The organism is Actinomadura sp. NPDC049753 (genome assembly GCF_040674655.1).
In the GTDB taxonomy this organism is placed as follows: domain Bacteria; phylum Actinomycetota; class Actinomycetes; order Streptosporangiales; family Streptosporangiaceae; genus Spirillospora; species Spirillospora verrucosospora.
Genome location: NZ_JBFARL010000016.1, coordinates 1 through 16,504 on the forward strand (window position 1 = coordinate 1; position 16,504 = coordinate 16,504).

The following is a 16,504-nucleotide window of genomic DNA, read 5'->3' on the forward strand; positions in this document are numbered from 1 at the left end:
AGCGGAGCGCTAGCGGAGCGCAGGGCACCGGGTCGGACCCGCCCTTGGAGGGGGGCGTGGGGGGCGCCCCCCACAAACACACCGCCCGGTGCCCGGAGCGGAGCGCTAGTCGAGCGGAGTGCGGGCTTCGTCTGGGGTTTTGTGGTTGGACAGCGAAGCGGGGCGTCCCGGGTGGGGCGCCCCGCTGTCGTGTGTCGTGGGTCAGGCGCGGACCACGATGGTGTTGCAGATCTTGTCGGCGAAGGTCTGCTTGCGCTCGTCCCACAGCGGCCAGAGGAAGCCGATGTAGCACAGGAAGCTGTCGGCGACGTGCGCGATCTTGCGCACGAAGGCCATGCCGAAGCCGATGGGCTGGCCGGTCTGCGCGCTGACGAGGCGGATGCCCATCTGACGCTTGCCGATGGACTGGCCGGTGGTGCCCTCCTGGTAGCAGATCCACAGGCCGCCCGCGATGGAGATGGCCGCGCCGATCAGCATGAGCAGGAGGCCGAACAGCGCCGCGCCCGAGCTGCCGGAGCTGGAAAGAATGATCATCAGGATGTACAGCACGAACACCGGACCACCGAAGATCAGGTAGTCGATGATGTAGCCGCCGGCGCGCGAGCCCCACTCGGCGAGCTGGCCGGTCGAGCCGTAGTGGTGGTGGTGCACCTCGTAGCCGGGCTGCGCCGGGGGCTGCTGGCCGTAGCCGGGCTGCGCCGGGGGCTGCTGGCCGTAACCGGGCTGCGCCGGGGGCTGACCGTAGCCCGGCTGGGCCGGGGGCTGGCCGTAGCCGGGCTGCGCCGGGGGCTGACCGTAACCGGGCTGCCCGCCGGGCTGGCCGTAGCCGGGCTGGGCCGGGGGCTGCTGGCCGTACCCGGGCTGCTGCTGCCCGTAGCCCGGCTGCTGACCGTACGGGTCGTAGGGGTTGCCCACACTTGCTCCTTATTGATTGACCCTGTGGTTATGTGACGCCCGCCGGACCCGGTGGGCTCCGCAAGTCTGACCGAGGACCGACCGCGGCTCAAACCCGCAGAACACCGAACCGGACGAGCTGCCACAGCTCCGACCCGACGAGGGCGGTGCCGAGCATCCAGGCGCGGGTCTTCGGCTGGAGTGCCCACCACCGTTCACCCAGCCCCAGTGGTGCGGCGGCGACGGCGATGGCGCCGGTGAGCGCGACCGGGTTCGCGAGGACGGCCTGGCCGGGGCGGCCCGAGCCGAACTCGATGAACACGGTCGTGCCCCCGCACAGGGGACACGGGATTCCGGTGAGCGCCCGCAGGGGACAGAGCACGCCGGGGTCGTTCACGCGGTGGATCCATGACGCGCCGATGGCCGCGACGGCCATCGCCGCGACACGCAGCACCGCACCCTGGGGTCCGTGCCGCGCTGCGGTGAGGGTCCGGCTGACGATCCCCCCGAGAGCACCTCGCGGTGCACCGGCGGACGCCGCCCCGGGCGCTCCCCCCAACGAATCCTCCGCCTCGATGACATACAGGTGAGTGACCCGTATATCGGGTGCACCCGGAGGCGGGTCAAGTCCGGGCAACGATCCGGTGTCAGACCGTTACTCAGTGCTCGGCTACACCACCTCTTGGGCAAGAGTAGGACAAATCACCTGCTACATGGGCACTCTTTCGCGTTCCGAGCATGAATGAATCGTCCGGTGCGGGGCGTGCGGCGGACGGGACGTGCGCGCGGGCGGGGCGAGGCCGAGGATGCGCCTGAGACCGTGAGGAACGGCGCGGCGTTCTGAGGGCGCGGCGTGTCGCGCGGGCGGGCGGATCGGCGCATCGCGCCTGGCCCGGGGGCATCGAGGCCCGAAGGATCGGCCGGCCCGGGGAGCGTCGGGCCGGGTCCGGCGTCCGGCCCGGGGCTGCGGGGCCGGGCGGGCGTCAGGCCTGGGCGGCGGCGCCGACGACGACCGGCTCCTCGGAGCCGGACAGGTGCTCGGCCTCGACGACGTCGGCGATGACGGCGGTGATGTTGTCGGGGCCGCCGTTGTCGCGGGCCATCTCGATCAGCCGGTCGACGGCGCGCTGCGGGTCGGCCTCGGCGGACAGCACCTCGTAGATCTTCTGCGCGTCGACCGGGCCGCTCAGGCCGTCCGAGCACAGCAGGTACCGGTCGCCGAGACGGGCCTCGCGCAGCCGCAGGTCGGGCTCGCGGTCGTCGCGCCCGTCCAGCACGCGGTACAGCACGTGCGAGAGCCGGGACGTCTCGGCGGGATCGGCCTGCTGGCCGGCCTGCTCGGCCTCCGCCTTGAGCAGCTCGTCCATGGTGTGGTCCTGCGTCATCTGGAAGAGCTCGCCGTCGCGCAGCAGGTAGCCGCGCGAGTCTCCGACGTGCGCCAGCGCGACGGACTCGCCGGACCAGAGCATGGCGGTGAGCGTGGTGCCCATCCGGCTCAGGTCGGGGCGTTCCTCCCGGACGATGCGCAACTTCTCGTTGGCCTCGGCCACGGCGCGACCCAGCATGTCAACAAGATCGTCTTTGTGGGCATCGGTGTCCAGCGAGCGCAGTGAGCCGATCACGGTCGAGCTCGCGACCTCGCCGCCCGCATACCCGCCCATGCCGTCCGCGACCGCGATCAACCGCGCACCGGCGTACCCGGAGTCCTCGTTGTTCTCCCGGTTGCACCCGATGTCGCTGCCTGCTGCGTACCTGATTGCTACGTTCATACCAATTTCGATGACGATCCTGTCAGAGGAGTTGTATCAGCCGCGGGCGTTGGTCTTCCCGGTTTCCCCGGCGGCACTCGTGTTTCCGACACCGTGCCGGACCGCGTACAGCGCCGCCTGCGTCCGATCCTGGACTCCCAGTTTCATGAGCAGATTACTGACGTGCGTCTTGACCGTCTTCTCGGACACCACGAGGGCGCGGGCGATCTCCCGGTTCGACCTGCCCCGCGCTATGTGCACGAGCACCTCCCGTTCCCGTTCGGTCAGCGCGGCGAGGCCGCGGTCGTCCCGTCCCGCGTCCCCCGCCGTCCCGTTCCGCAGCATCGCCTCGGCCGCGTCCGGCGCGAACAGGACGTGCCCGTCGTGGACCGCCCGGATCGCCTGGACGAGCGCCTGCGGGTCGACGTCCTTGTACAGGTACCCGGCCGCCCCGGCCTGGACCGCCGGCAGCACGTGCCCGCGTTCCGTCACGCTGGTCAGGACGAGGACCCGTGCGGTGACGCCGCGCGCCCGCAGCTCCGCCAGCGCGGTCAGGCCGTCGGCGCCCGGCATCTTCAGGTCCATGAGCACGATATCGGGCTCCAGGGATTCGGCCAGTGTCACGGCCGACGTGCCGTCCTCGGCCTCGCCGACGACCTCGATGTCGTCCTGGATGCCGAGGAAGGTCCGCAGTCCCTGCCGGACGACCGGGTGGTCGTCGGCGATCAGGACCCGGATCGGCCCGCGCTCGGCGCTCACAGCGGCACCTCCAGCCGGACCGTCGTGCCTCCGCCCGGCGCGGCCTCGATCGCGAGGTCGCCGCCGATCGAGTACGCCCTCTCGCGCATGGAGGTGAGACCCAGCCCGCCTTGGGGCTCCACCTCGGACGCGTCGAAACCCGTGCCGTCGTCCGAGACCTCCAGGACGGCCCGTTCGTCCTCCGTGCGGAGCCGGACCTGCACGGTGCTCGCCGCGGCGTGGCGCAGTGCGTTGTAGAGCGCCTCCTGGGTGATGCGGAAGGCGACGGCCTCGTGCTCCTCCGGCAGGACGATCGCTTCGTCGGCGCTGAGGCGGACGTTGCACTCGTGCGCTCGGTCGAGCACCTCGACGTGCTTGCGCAGCGACGCCACGAGGCCGTCCGCGAGATCGGTGGGACGCAGCTCGAAGATGACGGCGCGCAGTTCGGCGAGGGCCTCCGCGGCGAGCCGCTCGACCTGCTCCAGCTCCCGGACGGTCCGGACCGGGTCGCGTTCGGCCAGCGCGGAGGCGGTGCGGGCCGTCAGCCGCAGCGAGAACAGCTTCTGCGCGACGGCGTCGTGCAGCTCCCGGGCGAGCCGGTTGCGTTCGGCGACGACCGTCAGCTCGCGGTTGTGCTCGTAGAGGCGGGCGTTCGCCATCGCGATCGCGGCGTGCGCGGCGAACAGGGTGAGCAGGTCTTCGTCGTCCTGGGTGAAGCCGCCGGGACGTCGCTTGTTGGCCAGGAAGACGATGCCGAGAACGTCCTCGCCGTCGCGGATCGGCACGCCGAGGAAGTCCTTCAGGACGGGGTGCGCGACCGGCCAGCCCTCGAACTCGGCCTCCTTGCGGATGTCGCCGAGCCGTTTCGGCGCGTCGCTCTTCAGCATCGCGGCGAGCATCCCGTGCTGGCGGGGCAGCGGGCCGATCCGCTCCCACTCCTCCTCCGAGACGCCCTCGACGACGAACTCGGCGAACGAGCCCTCGTCGTCGGGCACGCCGAGGGCCGCGTAGCGGGCGTCCAGCAGCTGCGCGGCCGCCCGGACGATCACCTGGAGCACCTCGTGCACGGACAGGTGGCGGGTCACCGCGAGCACGGCGGAGCTGACGGCGTGCAGGGTCGCGCCCTGGTCGCCGCGGCAGCCCTCGTCCGTCACCATCCCGGCCTCTCGCCCTCGCCCGGCGGGGCGCCCCTCGGCGCCCGCATGTGAAGACCGTACTCTCTAGGCGGGTCTTCTCGAATCAGCCCGCGGGAGTACGTGCCGCGGCGCCCCTCCCCGAGGCGCGGGACGCCGGTCCTAGGACCATCCGACGACCGCCCGGTGGACCCGTCGGCCGATGCCGCCGGACGCGCCGGTCCCTAGCGTCGAGGGCATGAAGACGGCACTGATCACCGGCGCCTCCCGAGGCCTCGGCCGGGCGCTCGCCCGCACGCTCGCCCGGGACGGCTGGAACCTCGTCGTGGACGCCCGCGACGCCGGCGCGCTGTCCGCGGTCGCGGCCGAGACCGGCGCGACCGCGATCCCCGGGGACGTCGCCGAACCCGCGCACCGGGCCGACCTCGCCCGCGCGGTCGCGAGCGGGCTCGACCTGCTCGTCAACAACGCGAGCACGCTCGGCCCGACGCCGATGCCCCGGCTCGCCTCGCTTCCCGCGGACGCCCTGGCGGACACGTTCGCGACGAACGTCGTGGCGCCGCTCGCGCTGATCCAGGCCGTCCTGCCCGGCCTGCGGGAGCGGCGCGGCGCGATCCTCAACATCACGTCGGACGCGGCCGTGGAGGGCTACGAGACGTGGGGCGGCTACGGGGCGTCCAAGGCGGCGCTGGAGCAGCTGTCGAACGTCCTCGCGGCCGAGGAGCCCGACGTGGCCGTGTGGTGGGCGGACCCGGGCGAGATGAACACCGGGATGCTCCGCGCGGCGGGCGAGGACGCGGACGCGGCCCCGCCGCCCGAGGAGGCCGCCGCCGCGCTCCACCGGCTCGTCTCCGGCCGCCTTCCGAGCGGGCGCTACCGCGCGGCGGACCTGGCGGCCGCGCGATGACCGCCATCCTTGATCATGATCGGGTGACAACAAAACAGGGCATATTGGGCACCGGGTTCCGGGCCGCGACGCTCGGGATCGTCCTGGTCGTGACGCTGCTGGCGTTCGAGAGCATGGCCGTCGGCACCGTCATGCCGGTCGTCGCGAACGATCTTGACGGCCTGTCCCTGTACGCGTGGGGCTTCAGCGCGACGCTGATCACCAGCCTGCTGGCCACGGTGCTCGCGGGCGGCTGGGTCGACCGGTCGGGACCGACCCGGCCCTTCCTGCTCGGGCTCGCCGTGTTCGTCGCCGGGCTCCTGATCGCGGGCGCGGCGCCGTCCATGTGGGTGTTCGTCGCCGGGCGCGCCGTGCAGGGCCTCGGCACCGGCGTCCCCCTCGTCGCCCTCTACGTGGTGATCGCCCGCGTCTACCCGGAGGACCTGCGGTCCCGGGTCTTCGCCGCGCTGTCGGCCGCCTGGGTGCTGCCGTCGCTGGTCGGCCCCGCGGCCGGCGGCGCCCTGGCCGAGCACGCCGGCTGGCGCTGGGTGTTCCTCGGCCTCGTCCCGCTGGTGATCCCGCCGGCGCTGATGCTGCTCCCCGTGCTGCGCGGCATCGCGCCGTCCGGCGCCGCCCAGACCCCGGGCAGGTCGCGGTACCCGGCCGCCCTCGGCGTCGCCGCCGGCACCGGCGTCCTCCTCTACGGCCTCGACGGGACGGACTGGAAGCTGCTGTCGGCCGTGCTCCTCGGCCTCGCGGGCCTCGCGTTCGGGCTGCCCCGCCTGGTGCCTCCCGGAACGCTCCGGCTCCGCCGCGGGATGCCGAGCGTCATCCTCGTCCGGGGCCTGCTGTCGGGGGCCTTCTTCGGCACCGACGTCTTCATCCCGCTGGCGCTGACCCGGCTGCACGACTTCAGCGCCACGCAGGCGGGGATCGTCCTGACGGTCGGCGCGCTCGGCTGGTCGGCGGCGTCCCAGATCCAGGGCCGCTCCGAGCGCCCCCGCGAGTTCTACGCCCTGCTCGGCGCCGTGCTCGTCACCATCGGGATCGTCCTCGCCACCGTCGCCCTGCAGTTCTCCGGCTGGCTCGCCGCACCCGCGTGGATCGTCGGCGGCGCCGGCATGGGCTTCTCCATCGGCAGCCTCTCCGTCCTGCTGCTCGACCTGTCGGCCGAGGACGAGCAGGGCGTCAACTCCTCCGCGCTGCAGATCAGCGACACCCTCGGCTCGTCCCTCGTGGTCGGGGTCGCGGGCACGCTGGTCACCGGCTTCGGCGCCGCCCGGCTGGACGCCGGGCTCGCCGTCGCCGGAGCCCTGTTCGCCGCGATCGCCGCGTTCGGCGTGGTCGCCGCTCTCCGCCTGGAGGTCCGGACATGACCGTCGACTTCACCCTCCCCGCCGCGCTGGAGGCGCACGAGCCGCCCGAGGCGCGCGGCCAGGCCCGCGACGGCGTCCGGCTCCTGGTCTCCCGGCGCGCCGCCGGCGAGGTCTCCCACCACGCGTTCCGCGACCTGCCGGGCCTGCTCGACCCGGGCGACCTGCTCGTCGTCAACACCTCGGCCACGCTGCCCGCCGCCGTCCGCCTCGACCGGATCAGCGTGCACTTCTCCACGCCGGTCCCCGGCGCCGACGACCGGCTGTGGCTCGTCGAGCTGCGCCGCCTCGCCGGCAAGGCCGGCCGCCCGTACGCCGGAGGCTCCCCCGGCGAGTGGATCCCGATGCCCGGCGGCGCCACCCTCACCCTCGTCGGACGGCACGTGGACCGCGCCCGAGGGGTCTCCGACCGGCTCTGGCAGGCCCGGCTGAGCACCGACGTCGTCCCCTACCTGCGACGCCACGGCGTCCCGATCCGGTACGGGTACGTCCGCCGCGACTGGCCGGTCGCCGCCTATCAGACCGCGTTCGCCCATGACCGCTCGTCCGGAGGCGCGGAGATGCCGAGCGCGGCCCGCCCCTTCACGCCCGAACTCGTGACGCGGCTGGTGTCGCACGGCGTCCTGATCGCCCCGATCAGCCTCCACACGGGCGTCGCGTCCCCCGAGGCCCACGAGCCGCCCTACGCCGAGCGCTACAGCGTCCCCGAGCCGACCGCGGCCCTCGTCGGGCACGTCCGGGCGCGGGGCCGCCGGGTGATCGCCGTCGGCACCACCGCCGTGCGCGCCCTGGATACGGCCGTGGACGCCTCCGGACGCGTCCAGGCGTCCTCCGGCTGGACCGAGCACGTCGTGACCCCCGAGGGCGGTGTCCGAGCCGTGGACGGCCTCCTCACCGGCCTGCACGAGCCGAAGTCGTCCCACCTGATGATGCTGACCGCCATCGCGGGCCGCGACCTGCTCAACGCCACGTACGAGGCCGCCCTCGCCGAGCGCTACCTCTGGCACGAGTTCGGCGATCTGAACCTGATCCTTCCCGGATAGCCGTCTCGCATGCCGGACCTGGCGGGCGGGACGCCCGGCGCGGCCGGTACCGTTGTGAACAGCTATGGACGGGTCAGCAGAGCGCACGCTGCTCATCACACTCACCGGCCGCGACCGCCCCGGCGTCACGTCGCGCCTCTTCCGGACACTCTCCCAGTTCCCCCTCACGGTGGCGGACGTGGAGCAGGTCGTGATCCGCGGACGGCTCGTCCTCGGGGTCCTGCTCGCCTACACCGAGGGCGCCGACATCGGACGGGTGTGGAACGCCGCCGAACGCGTCGCGAACGACCTCGACATGGAGATCGAGCTCTCCACCGGGCGCAACAAGCGGATGCCGAAGCGCAGCGGGCGCCTGCACGTCACCGTCCTCGGCAACCCGCTCATGCCCGCCGCCATGGCGGGCATCGCCGGGCGGATCTCCGCGCACGGCGCCAACATCGACCGCATCGAGCGCCTCGCCCAGAACCCCGTCACCTGCATCGAGATGGACGTCTCCGGCGCCGACCCGGACGGGCTGCGCGCCGCGCTCACCGCCGAGGCCGTCGAGCAGCGGGTCGACGTCGCCGTCCAGCACAGCGGCCTGCACCGGCGCGCCAAGCGGCTCATCGTCATGGACGTCGACTCCACCCTCATCCAGGGCGAGGTCATCGAGCTGCTCGCCGAGCACGCCGGCTGCCTCGACGAGGTCGCCAAGGTCACCGAGGCCGCGATGCGCGGCGAACTCGACTTCGAGGGCTCCCTGCGCGAGCGGGTCGCGCTCCTCGCAGGGCTCGACGCCTCCGCCATCGACTCCGTCCGCGACCGGCTCCGCCTCGCCGCCGGCGCCCGCACCATGGTCCGCACCCTCAAGCGCCTCGACTACAAGTTCGCGATCGTCAGCGGCGGCTTCACGCAGGTCACCGACGCCCTCGTCGAGGACCTCGGCATCGACTACTCCGCCGCCAACACCCTGGAGATCCAGAACGGCAAGCTCACCGGGCGCGTCACCGGCCAGGTCATCGACCGCGCCGGCAAGGCGGCCGCCCTGGAGCGCTTCGCCCGCGAGGCCGGCATCCCGATCAGCCAGACGGTCGCGATCGGCGACGGCGCCAACGACCTCGACATGCTCCAGGCCGCCGGCCTCGGCATCGCCTACAACGCCAAGCCGGTCGTCCGCCAGGCCGCCGACACCGCCGTCAACGTCCCCTACCTCGACACCATCGTCTTCCTCCTGGGCATCTCCCGCGAAGAAGTGGAAGCCGCCGACGCCGAAGACCCCCAGGGATAGCGGGGCTGCCAGGGCGTCGCCGCCCCTGGGAAAACACGGCCCCCTGGGGTAGACAGCCCTCATGCTGCGGCGGGCGCGGGGGGCTTACGCCCAGGTGCACGGGCAGACGGCGCCCTTCTACGGGTTGGCCGCCGCCCTCGCGGTCTCCGTGCCGCTGCTCGTCGGGGCGCTGACCGGGCACGCCGCGCAGGGGTCGATGATCGCGCTCGGGGCGTATCTCGTGGCCCTGCGCGCGCCGGAGGGCCCGTACGGGGCGCGGGCGCGCGACCTCACGGTCGGCGTGCTGATCGTGGCGGTCGGGTCCGGGGTGGGCGGGCTGCTCAGCGGGCATCTGTGGCCGGCCGTGGTCGTGGTGCCGCCGCTGGTCGCGCTCGGCGTGGCGGTGCCGCGGATCGGGTCGACGGCGGGGCTCGCGGTGCTGCTGAGCGCCGTCCGGCCGCCGTCCGCGGACGTGGTGAACATCGGCCTGCTGGAGCTGGTGGGCGGGCTGCTCACCGCCGCGCTGCTGCTGGCGCCGTGGCCCGCGCGGCGGCTGCGGCCGCTGCGGGAGGCGCTGAGCGAGTCCGCGGACGCGGTCGCCGAGGCGCTGGACGCCGTGGCGCAGGACGTGGGAGCCCACGACGCGGGCCCCCTCGACGCCGTCGAGCTGACGAACCCCGACCTGCTCGCGGTCACCCGCATCCCCGACTGGGAGGCCAAGCGGCGGGCGGCGTCGGAGTCGCTGACGGCCGCCCGCGCCACCTACGGGCTGTACCGGTCGGGGCGGGCGGGGAACGAACCCACGAGGCCCGAACGGGTGATCGACGCGCTGGGGCGCGTCCTGCACGAGACGGTGACGCTGCAAGCCGTCCTGGAGGCGGCGAAGAACTACCCGCCGGACCGCGAGTGGGAGATGGAGACGCAGACGGCGATCTCCGCGCTCGCGGCCCGGCTGCGGCTGCTGGCCGGGGCGCTCGCCACGGCGGGGGAGGCGCCGCTCGGCCGCGAGGAGTCCGCCGCCGTCCGCCGGATGGTCCGCTCCGCCGAGCAGATCAGGCGCGCCGGGCTCGCCGGCGACGAGAACCTGGTCGCGGTCGCGCTGATCGGCCAGGTGCGCCGCTCCGTCGACCGCATCGCCGGCGAGGTCGCCTCCATGCGCCGCCTCGTCGCGGGAGGGCTGCGCATCGCGTTCGCGGCGCCGCGGATGCCGGGCACGCTCGACCCGATGCCCGCCTGGGACCGGGTCGCCCGCGCCGTCCGCACGCGCTCCCCCACGTTCCGGCAGGTGGCGCGGGTGTACGTGACGGCGGTCGTGTCGATGGCGCTCGCCGCCTCGCTGGGGATCTCGCACGGCCACTGGCTGACCATCACCGCGATGCTGAGCCTGCGCGCCACCTACGGCGAGACCGTGGACCGGCTCGTCCAGCGCGTCGGGGGCACCGCGGCCGGGGCCGCCATCGCCGCGGTCATCCTGACGCTCGCGCCCGGGCAGGCCACCGTCGCGGTGATCGCGTTCTGCTTCGCGGGGGCCGGGTTCGCGATGCGGTCGGTGAACTTCGCCTACTGGGCCCTGTTCGGGACCCCTCTGGCGATGATGCTGCTGGACTTCTCCGCGCCCGCCGACTGGCGCACCGCCGGCGAGCGGATCGGCCTCACCCTGGCCGGGTCGCTCATGGCCTACCTCGCCGTCCTGCTGCTCTGGCCCGCCGGGCACCTCGAACGGCTGCCCGAACAGCTCGAACGGCTCCTGCGCACCCACGCCCGGCTCGTCCGGACGGCGGCGGACGTCCTCGCCGGGGAGCTGACCCGGCTGCCGCACGACACGATCGTGACGGCGGAGCGGGCGGCGGAGGCGGTCGCCGAGACCCGCACCCGGCTCGGCCACGAGCGGGTGCCCGACCTCGACCTGATCGACCTGCTGCGCAGGGCCGCGGCCGCCGCGCACCGCGCCCGCGACCACCTCGTCGCGGTCGCGAAGCTGTCCCGCGAGCGGGCCGTGGACACCGGGCCGATCCCCGAGATCCTCGACCGCCTCGCCGACCAGCTGGAGGAGGCGGCCGGCCTGCTGGAGGAACCGGGGGAGCGCGACCCGGAGGCCGGCACGCCCGCCGAGGAGCTGGCCGAGGAACTCGCCGAGCTCGACTCCTACCTGTCGACGCTGACCCGGCGGCGCCGCGCCGAGATCAAGGAGGGCGTCGGCCCCGACGAGCTCACCCCGCTCCGGCACGCCCTGCTGCAGGTCTCCGGGACCCGCTACACGATCGGGGAGCTGCGGCGGGACGTGAACCAGGTCATCGCGTCGTCCCTGGAGGCCGCCGAGCCGCGCCCCTGAGCCGTCAGTCCTTGGGCGTGTGGACGGTGCGCAGCGTGCCGATGCCGGGCCGGACGTCGGCCCAGTCGCCCGGAGGCAGGTCGATCACGGCGAGGGCGCAGGTGGGGAAGGCGTCGGGGGCCTGGCCCGTCAGGTCGTGGACGAGGTGGTGCACGGACGGGTTGTGCCCGACCAGCAGGAGCGTGCCGGTCTCGTCCGGCGCCTCGGAGACGAGGGCGAGGAGCCCGTCGGGGTCGTTGTCGTAGATGCCGGGCTCGAAGGCGACGTCCGCGTCGAGCGCCAGGCGGGCCAGGGTCTCCCGGGTCCGCGCGGCGGGCGAGCACAGGACCCGTCCGGGGACGAGGTCGTTCGCGCGCAGCCAGTCACCGGCCGTGGTCGCGTCCCGGCGCCCGCGATCGGTGAGCCTGCGGTCGATGTCGGGTATGCCGAGACCGGCTTCGGCCTTGGCGTGGCGGAGCACGATGAGCGTGGGCATGGGCGCCACATTAGGGGGCCGCGAGGGCCGCCAGGGTCCACAGCACGAGCATGATGCCGAACATTCCGCCGATCACGATCGCGAAGCCCTTGGGCCCCGACATCGCCCGCTTGCCGCCGCTCGCCACGGCCGCCTCCCGAGATCGCTCCACTGGGTCGAGGGCGGGACGTCCCGTCCCTCCCGCACAGCGTACGACCGGGTCCGGGATGGTCGGACGGGCCCCCTGGGAAACGCGCGAGGGGCCGGCGGCGCGACGCCACCGGCCCCTCGCGTTCAGGCGGTCAGGACTTGCCCGCGGACGACTCCTCGGCGTCCGGCTCGGCCTCGGCCCCGGCCGAGTCGGCCCCTACGGTGCTGTTCGCGGGGGGTCGACCCCCCGCGGCGCCTTCGGCGCCGATCTTGGCCTCCTCCGGTGCGCCCTTGTCGAGCGCCCCCGCGGCCTCGCCGCTCTTCGCGGCGTCCGGCCCCGGCCTGCCGCCCTCGACGGCGGGGTCGGCGGACGAGTCCCCGATCGGGTCGGCGCGCCGCTTGGAGATCACGATCGCCGCGACGACGACCGCGACGGACAGCACGGTGACGCCGACGCGCAGCACCGTGTTGCCCGCGTAGGTCACCACCGCGTCCGCGATCAGCAGCGCGACCAGGTTCATCACCTTGATCAGCGGATTGATCGCGGGGCCGGCGGTGTCCTTGAACGGGTCGCCGACCGTGTCGCCGATGATCGTGGCCTCGTGCGCCTCGCTGCCCTTGCCTCCGAGGTGGCCCTCCTCGACGAGCTTCTTCGCGTTGTCCCACGCGCCGCCGGAGTTGGCGAGGAACACCGCCATCAGCACGCCCGCCGCGATGGCGCCGCCGAGGTAGGCCCCGAGGGGCGCGTACCCGAGGGCGAAGCCGACCGCGATCGGCGTCATGATGGCCAGCAGGCCCGGGGTGGCGAGCTCGCGCTGCGCGTCCCGGGTGCAGATGTCCACGACACGGTCGTAGTCGGGCTTCTCGGTGTAGTCCATGATCCCGGGCTTGGTGCGGAACTGCTCGCGCACCTCGACCACGACCCGGCCGGCAGCGCGGCCCACCGCCATGATCGCCAGGCCGGAGAACATGAACACCACGGCCGCGCCGATGATCAGCCCGATCAGCACGTTCGGGCTAGCGATCGACAGGTTGAAGTTCAGGAAGTCGGCGCCGATCGCGTCCTTGGCGCCCTTCGACGCGTCGGCGAGCGCCGCGATCACCGTCGTGCGGAACGAGCCGAACAGCGCGGTCGCGGCGAGCACCGCCGTCGCGATCGCGATGCCCTTGGTGATGGCCTTGGTGGTGTTGCCGACCGCGTCCAGCCGCTCCAGCACCGAGGCGGCCTCGCCCTGGACGTCCCCGGACATCTCGGCGATGCCCTGGGCGTTGTCGGAGACGGGCCCGAAGGTGTCCATCGAGACGATCACGCCGACGGTGGTGAGCAGCCCGGTGCCGGCCATCGCCACCGCGAACAGCGCGACGGTGGTGTTGCCGAAGCCGAGCAGGAACGCCCCGTACACGGCGGCGCCGATCACCAGCGCGGTGTAGACGGCGGACTCCAGGCCGAGCGAGATGCCCGACAGGATGACGGTGGCGGGACCCGTCCGGGCGCTGTCGGTGACCTCCTTGACCGGCTTGCGGTTGGTCTCGGTGAAGTAGCCGGTGAGCAGCTGGATCGCGCTGGCGAGCACGATGCCGATCAGGACGGAGCCGAGCGCGACCCAGCGCGGGTCGGCGTCCAGGCCGGCGATGGCCTTGTCGCGGACGCCGTCCAGCTCCGCGAACGACGAGGGCAGGTACACGAACGCGGCGACCGCGACGAGGACCGCCGAGATCCCCGCGGAGATGAAGAAGCCCCGGTTGATCGCGGTCATCCCGGACCGGTCGCCGGAGCGGGGCGCCACCGCGAAGATGCCGATCACCGCGGTGATCACGCCGATCATCGGCACGATCAGCGGGAACACCAGGCCCTGGTTCCCGAACGCCGCGGTGCCGAGGATCAGCGCCGCGACGAGCATGACCGCGTACGACTCGAACAGGTCGGCGGCCATGCCGGCGCAGTCGCCGACGTTGTCGCCCACGTTGTCGGCGATCGTCGCCGCGTTGCGCGGGTCGTCCTCGGGGATGCCCTGCTCGACCTTGCCGACCAGGTCCGCGCCGACGTCGGCGGCCTTGGTGAAGATGCCGCCGCCGACCCGCATGAACATGGCGAGCAGCGCGGCGCCGAAGCCGAAGCCCTCCAGCACCTTCGGCGCGTCGCCCTGGTAGGCCAGGACCACGACGGCGGCGCCGAACAGGCCGAGGCCGACGGTGAACATGCCGGCGACGCCGCCGGTGCGGAAGGCGATCCGCATCGCGATCTTCTCGCCGCCCTCCTCGCGGGCGGCCGCGGCGACCCGGACGTTGCCCCGGACGGCCAGCCACATGCCGGTGAACCCGGTGACCGCGGAGAAGATCGCCCCGATGACGAAGAAGACGGACCGGCCGATCCGCTCGCCGGTGGAGTCGGCGGGCAGGAGCAGCAGGACGAGCGGGATCAGGACCACGAAGATCGCGACCGTCCGGAACTGGCGTTTCAGATAGGCGCCCGCGCCCACCTGAACGGCGCGCGCGATCTCTTGCATCTTGGCGGTGCCCTGGCCGGCGGCCAGGACGTCGCGTACGAGACCCGCGGCGACGGCCAGTGCGAGCAGTGCGACCACGGCGACGACGACGACCAGGGAAAGGTCGCCGCCGCCGAGATCCACTTCAGCGCTGGCCGGGTCTGACAGGGAAAACCCGGGCATCCGTCCTCCTCGACAGGGGCGTTGCGATCGCGACCGAGATAAAAGCGATCTTTACCGCGTACCCAACGAGTCACGATTTCGAACGCCTCGCACGGCAACGCGGGTGCCGGGAGTCTACGCACGCGTAAGTCGAATGTTAAGGCCGCGACGCCCTTCATGAAGATGTCGCCGAAATGAAACACGCGATACGCCGGAAATTGACCCATTGGCCTGATCAGGCGGCATCGTCCCAGGTCAGACCGGGCCAGCCATTCATTACCTCGCCGATACCTTGACGGGCACGGGGCATGACCGGCATCTCGGCACGACCACCGGCGTCCGCATTCAAGCTAAGCATTAACACGGAATATGTCTAGACCCAAATCGAGCCAACATCCGACGATCACAAGAGAATCTCACACCCCCAACCCCACCACCCCCACCCGTCCCCAAGCGCGCTCACACACAGTCACCACCTCGGCGACACCGCTCCACCCCCGACAGGCAGCACCACACTCCAGCCAGCGCGCTGTCCGCGAGGGCGCCCTCCACGAGTCCCGAGCGGCCGCGGCGGCCATCTGAGCCGCGGTTCCGTCATGAGCACCACGCGGTCGGCCGTTGGATCAACATCAAGCTCGCGATCGCGAAGGAGAAGCGCACCACCCCGAGCGCGGCCGCCGACCTCGGGCACGTGCCCCCTCAGCCACCACAGCAACCACGCGGCCGCCAAGGACCGACCACACCCGAAGGCAGCGTCAAGCAAGGCAGAGAACCTGACCCAGCAACAAGCCGAAGCGATCCCACCCATCCCCCCGGCACCCCACGCTGGAGGCCACACGAGCCGAAAGAAGAAGAGCACACTGGGCCGCGGCCGACGTCCGCAGCTTCAAGCGAAGCGGAAAACCTGATCCAGCAGCTAGCCGAAGCGATGCCACCCATCCGCTGGAAGCCCCACGGGCCGGAAGGAGAGCACGCTGGGGCCGCGGCCGACGTCCGAAGCTTCAACCGAGACGGAGGACCTGATCCGGCAACCGGCGAAGCGATGCCACCCATCACCCGCGGTACCCGACGCTGGAGGCCCCATGGGCCAGAAGAAGAGCACGCTGATAGCCGGCGCAACGGCCTCAGCCACCGCCGCAACCACGCGACAACCTCAGGATCGCGATCGCGTCCGAAGGCAGGTGCGAGCGAAGCGAGAACCTGATCGCGCAGCGAGCCGCAAGGCGAGCCGGAGCGATGCCAGCGATCGCCGCAGTGCTCGACGATGGAGGGCCCTCTGGGCCCGAAGGAGGAGGGCACTGCAATAGGCACAGCAGGGCCGCCAGGCCGAAGGAGGAGAGAAACGCAATACAAAGGCCCCGCCGGTGGCGGGGCCTTTGGTCGCGGTGGCGCGGGCGCGTCTAGATGGTCGCCTCGGCTTCGGCCGGCCAGCTCATCCGTATCTGGACCCCCTTCGGCGTGTTGGCGATCTCCACGTCGTCGGCGAGCCCGGCGATGACGGCCAGACCCAGTTCAGCGGTGCCCTCCCCCAGGCCGTACTCGAACTCGTCCGCTCCCTCGTCCACGGCGGCTGCGGGGAGCCCCTCCGGCGGGAGGTCGCCGGGCACGGTGTCGCTGACGATCACCTCGAAGCGGCCTTTCTCGCCGCGCAGTTCGAGGCGGACGGGTTCGTCCGGGCAGTGCCGGCGGTGCGCCTCCACGGCCCGGGAGCACGCTTCGGCGACCGCGAGCCGGACCTCGTCCAGGAGAGGTTCGGCGACGCCGCTGCGACGGGCGACGGCGGTGACGATCAGCCGGGCGGTCCGGACGTGGACGGGCAGCGCGCTGAAGGACAGTTCAACGGTCGACATCTCAGCCGC

The 16,504-nt window shown here is 72.8% G+C and carries 14 protein-coding genes; 5 read left to right on the plus strand and 9 right to left on the minus strand.

The features are described from left to right. Positions 1-201 precede the first annotated feature (201 nt). The 5 genes from AB0K37_RS06825 to AB0K37_RS06845 form a co-directional block, all read right to left on the minus strand. The gene (locus AB0K37_RS06825) at positions 202-915 is read right to left on the minus strand and encodes an RDD family protein (protein ID WP_363975937.1); all 714 of its coding nucleotides are present in this window, start codon (positions 913-915) and stop codon (positions 202-204) included. An 88-nt stretch (positions 916-1,003) separates the two neighbouring features. Then, a complete protein-coding gene (locus AB0K37_RS06830) occupies positions 1,004-1,348 on the minus strand; it encodes a DUF2752 domain-containing protein (protein ID WP_363975940.1) in 345 nt (114 codons plus the stop codon). Between the two features lie 529 nt (positions 1,349-1,877). Continuing rightward, positions 1,878-2,663 (minus strand): protein phosphatase 2C domain-containing protein, encoded by a 786-nt coding sequence (locus tag AB0K37_RS06835; protein ID WP_363975943.1) that lies wholly within the window; start codon positions 2,661-2,663, stop codon positions 1,878-1,880. Positions 2,664-2,699: 36 nt separating this feature from the next. Continuing rightward, entirely contained in the window at positions 2,700-3,401 is a 702-nt protein-coding gene (locus AB0K37_RS06840) for a response regulator transcription factor (RefSeq protein ID WP_363975945.1), read from the minus strand. Further along, a complete protein-coding gene (locus tag AB0K37_RS06845) occupies positions 3,398-4,537 on the minus strand; it encodes a GAF domain-containing sensor histidine kinase (protein WP_363975948.1) in 1,140 nt (379 codons plus the stop codon). Before AB0K37_RS06845 ends, AB0K37_RS06840 begins: the two co-directional genes overlap by 4 nt. Before the next feature lie 214 nt (positions 4,538-4,751). Between AB0K37_RS06845 and AB0K37_RS06850 the strand changes: the two genes are divergently transcribed. The 5 genes from AB0K37_RS06850 to AB0K37_RS06870 all read left to right on the plus strand — a co-directional run bounded on the left by AB0K37_RS06850 (position 4,752) and on the right by AB0K37_RS06870 (position 11,393). Further along, positions 4,752-5,420, plus strand: a complete 669-nt coding sequence (locus tag AB0K37_RS06850) for an SDR family oxidoreductase (RefSeq protein WP_363975951.1) — start codon at positions 4,752-4,754, stop codon at positions 5,418-5,420. 23 nt (positions 5,421-5,443) lie between these two features. Beyond that, on the plus strand, positions 5,444-6,775 hold the full coding sequence (locus tag AB0K37_RS06855; protein WP_363975954.1) for an MFS transporter: 1,332 nt from the start codon (positions 5,444-5,446) through the stop codon (positions 6,773-6,775). Next, entirely contained in the window at positions 6,772-7,815 is a 1,044-nt protein-coding gene (locus AB0K37_RS06860) for an S-adenosylmethionine:tRNA ribosyltransferase-isomerase (protein ID WP_363975957.1), read from the plus strand. The genes AB0K37_RS06855 and AB0K37_RS06860 overlap by 4 nt, the downstream gene beginning before the upstream one ends. Positions 7,816-7,879: 64 nt before the next feature. Further along, a complete protein-coding gene (gene serB, locus AB0K37_RS06865; RefSeq protein WP_363975960.1) occupies positions 7,880-9,082 on the plus strand; it encodes a phosphoserine phosphatase SerB in 1,203 nt (400 codons plus the stop codon). A 61-nt stretch (positions 9,083-9,143) separates the two neighbouring features. Next, on the plus strand, positions 9,144-11,393 hold the full coding sequence (locus tag AB0K37_RS06870; protein WP_363975961.1) for an FUSC family protein: 2,250 nt from the start codon (positions 9,144-9,146) through the stop codon (positions 11,391-11,393). A 4-nt stretch (positions 11,394-11,397) separates the two neighbouring features. Here the strand turns inward: AB0K37_RS06870 and AB0K37_RS06875 are convergent, their stop codons facing one another. The 4 genes from AB0K37_RS06875 to AB0K37_RS06890 all read right to left on the minus strand — a co-directional run bounded on the left by AB0K37_RS06875 (position 11,398) and on the right by AB0K37_RS06890 (position 16,495). Further along, positions 11,398-11,868 (minus strand): histidine phosphatase family protein, encoded by a 471-nt coding sequence (locus tag AB0K37_RS06875; RefSeq protein WP_363975964.1) that lies wholly within the window; start codon positions 11,866-11,868, stop codon positions 11,398-11,400. Between the two features lie 10 nt (positions 11,869-11,878). Continuing rightward, complete coding sequence (locus AB0K37_RS06880) at positions 11,879-12,019, minus strand: hypothetical protein (RefSeq protein WP_345187328.1); 141 nt, start codon at positions 12,017-12,019, stop codon at positions 11,879-11,881. Positions 12,020-12,149: 130 nt separating this feature from the next. Then, complete coding sequence (locus AB0K37_RS06885) at positions 12,150-14,666, minus strand: sodium-translocating pyrophosphatase (protein ID WP_363975967.1); 2,517 nt, start codon at positions 14,664-14,666, stop codon at positions 12,150-12,152. A 1,379-nt stretch (positions 14,667-16,045) separates the two neighbouring features. Beyond that, positions 16,046-16,495 carry an ATP-binding protein gene (locus AB0K37_RS06890; protein WP_363975970.1) on the minus strand — a complete coding sequence of 150 codons (450 nt, stop codon included), beginning with the start codon at positions 16,493-16,495 and terminating at the stop codon, positions 16,046-16,048. Between the last annotated feature and the right edge of the window lie 9 nt (positions 16,496-16,504).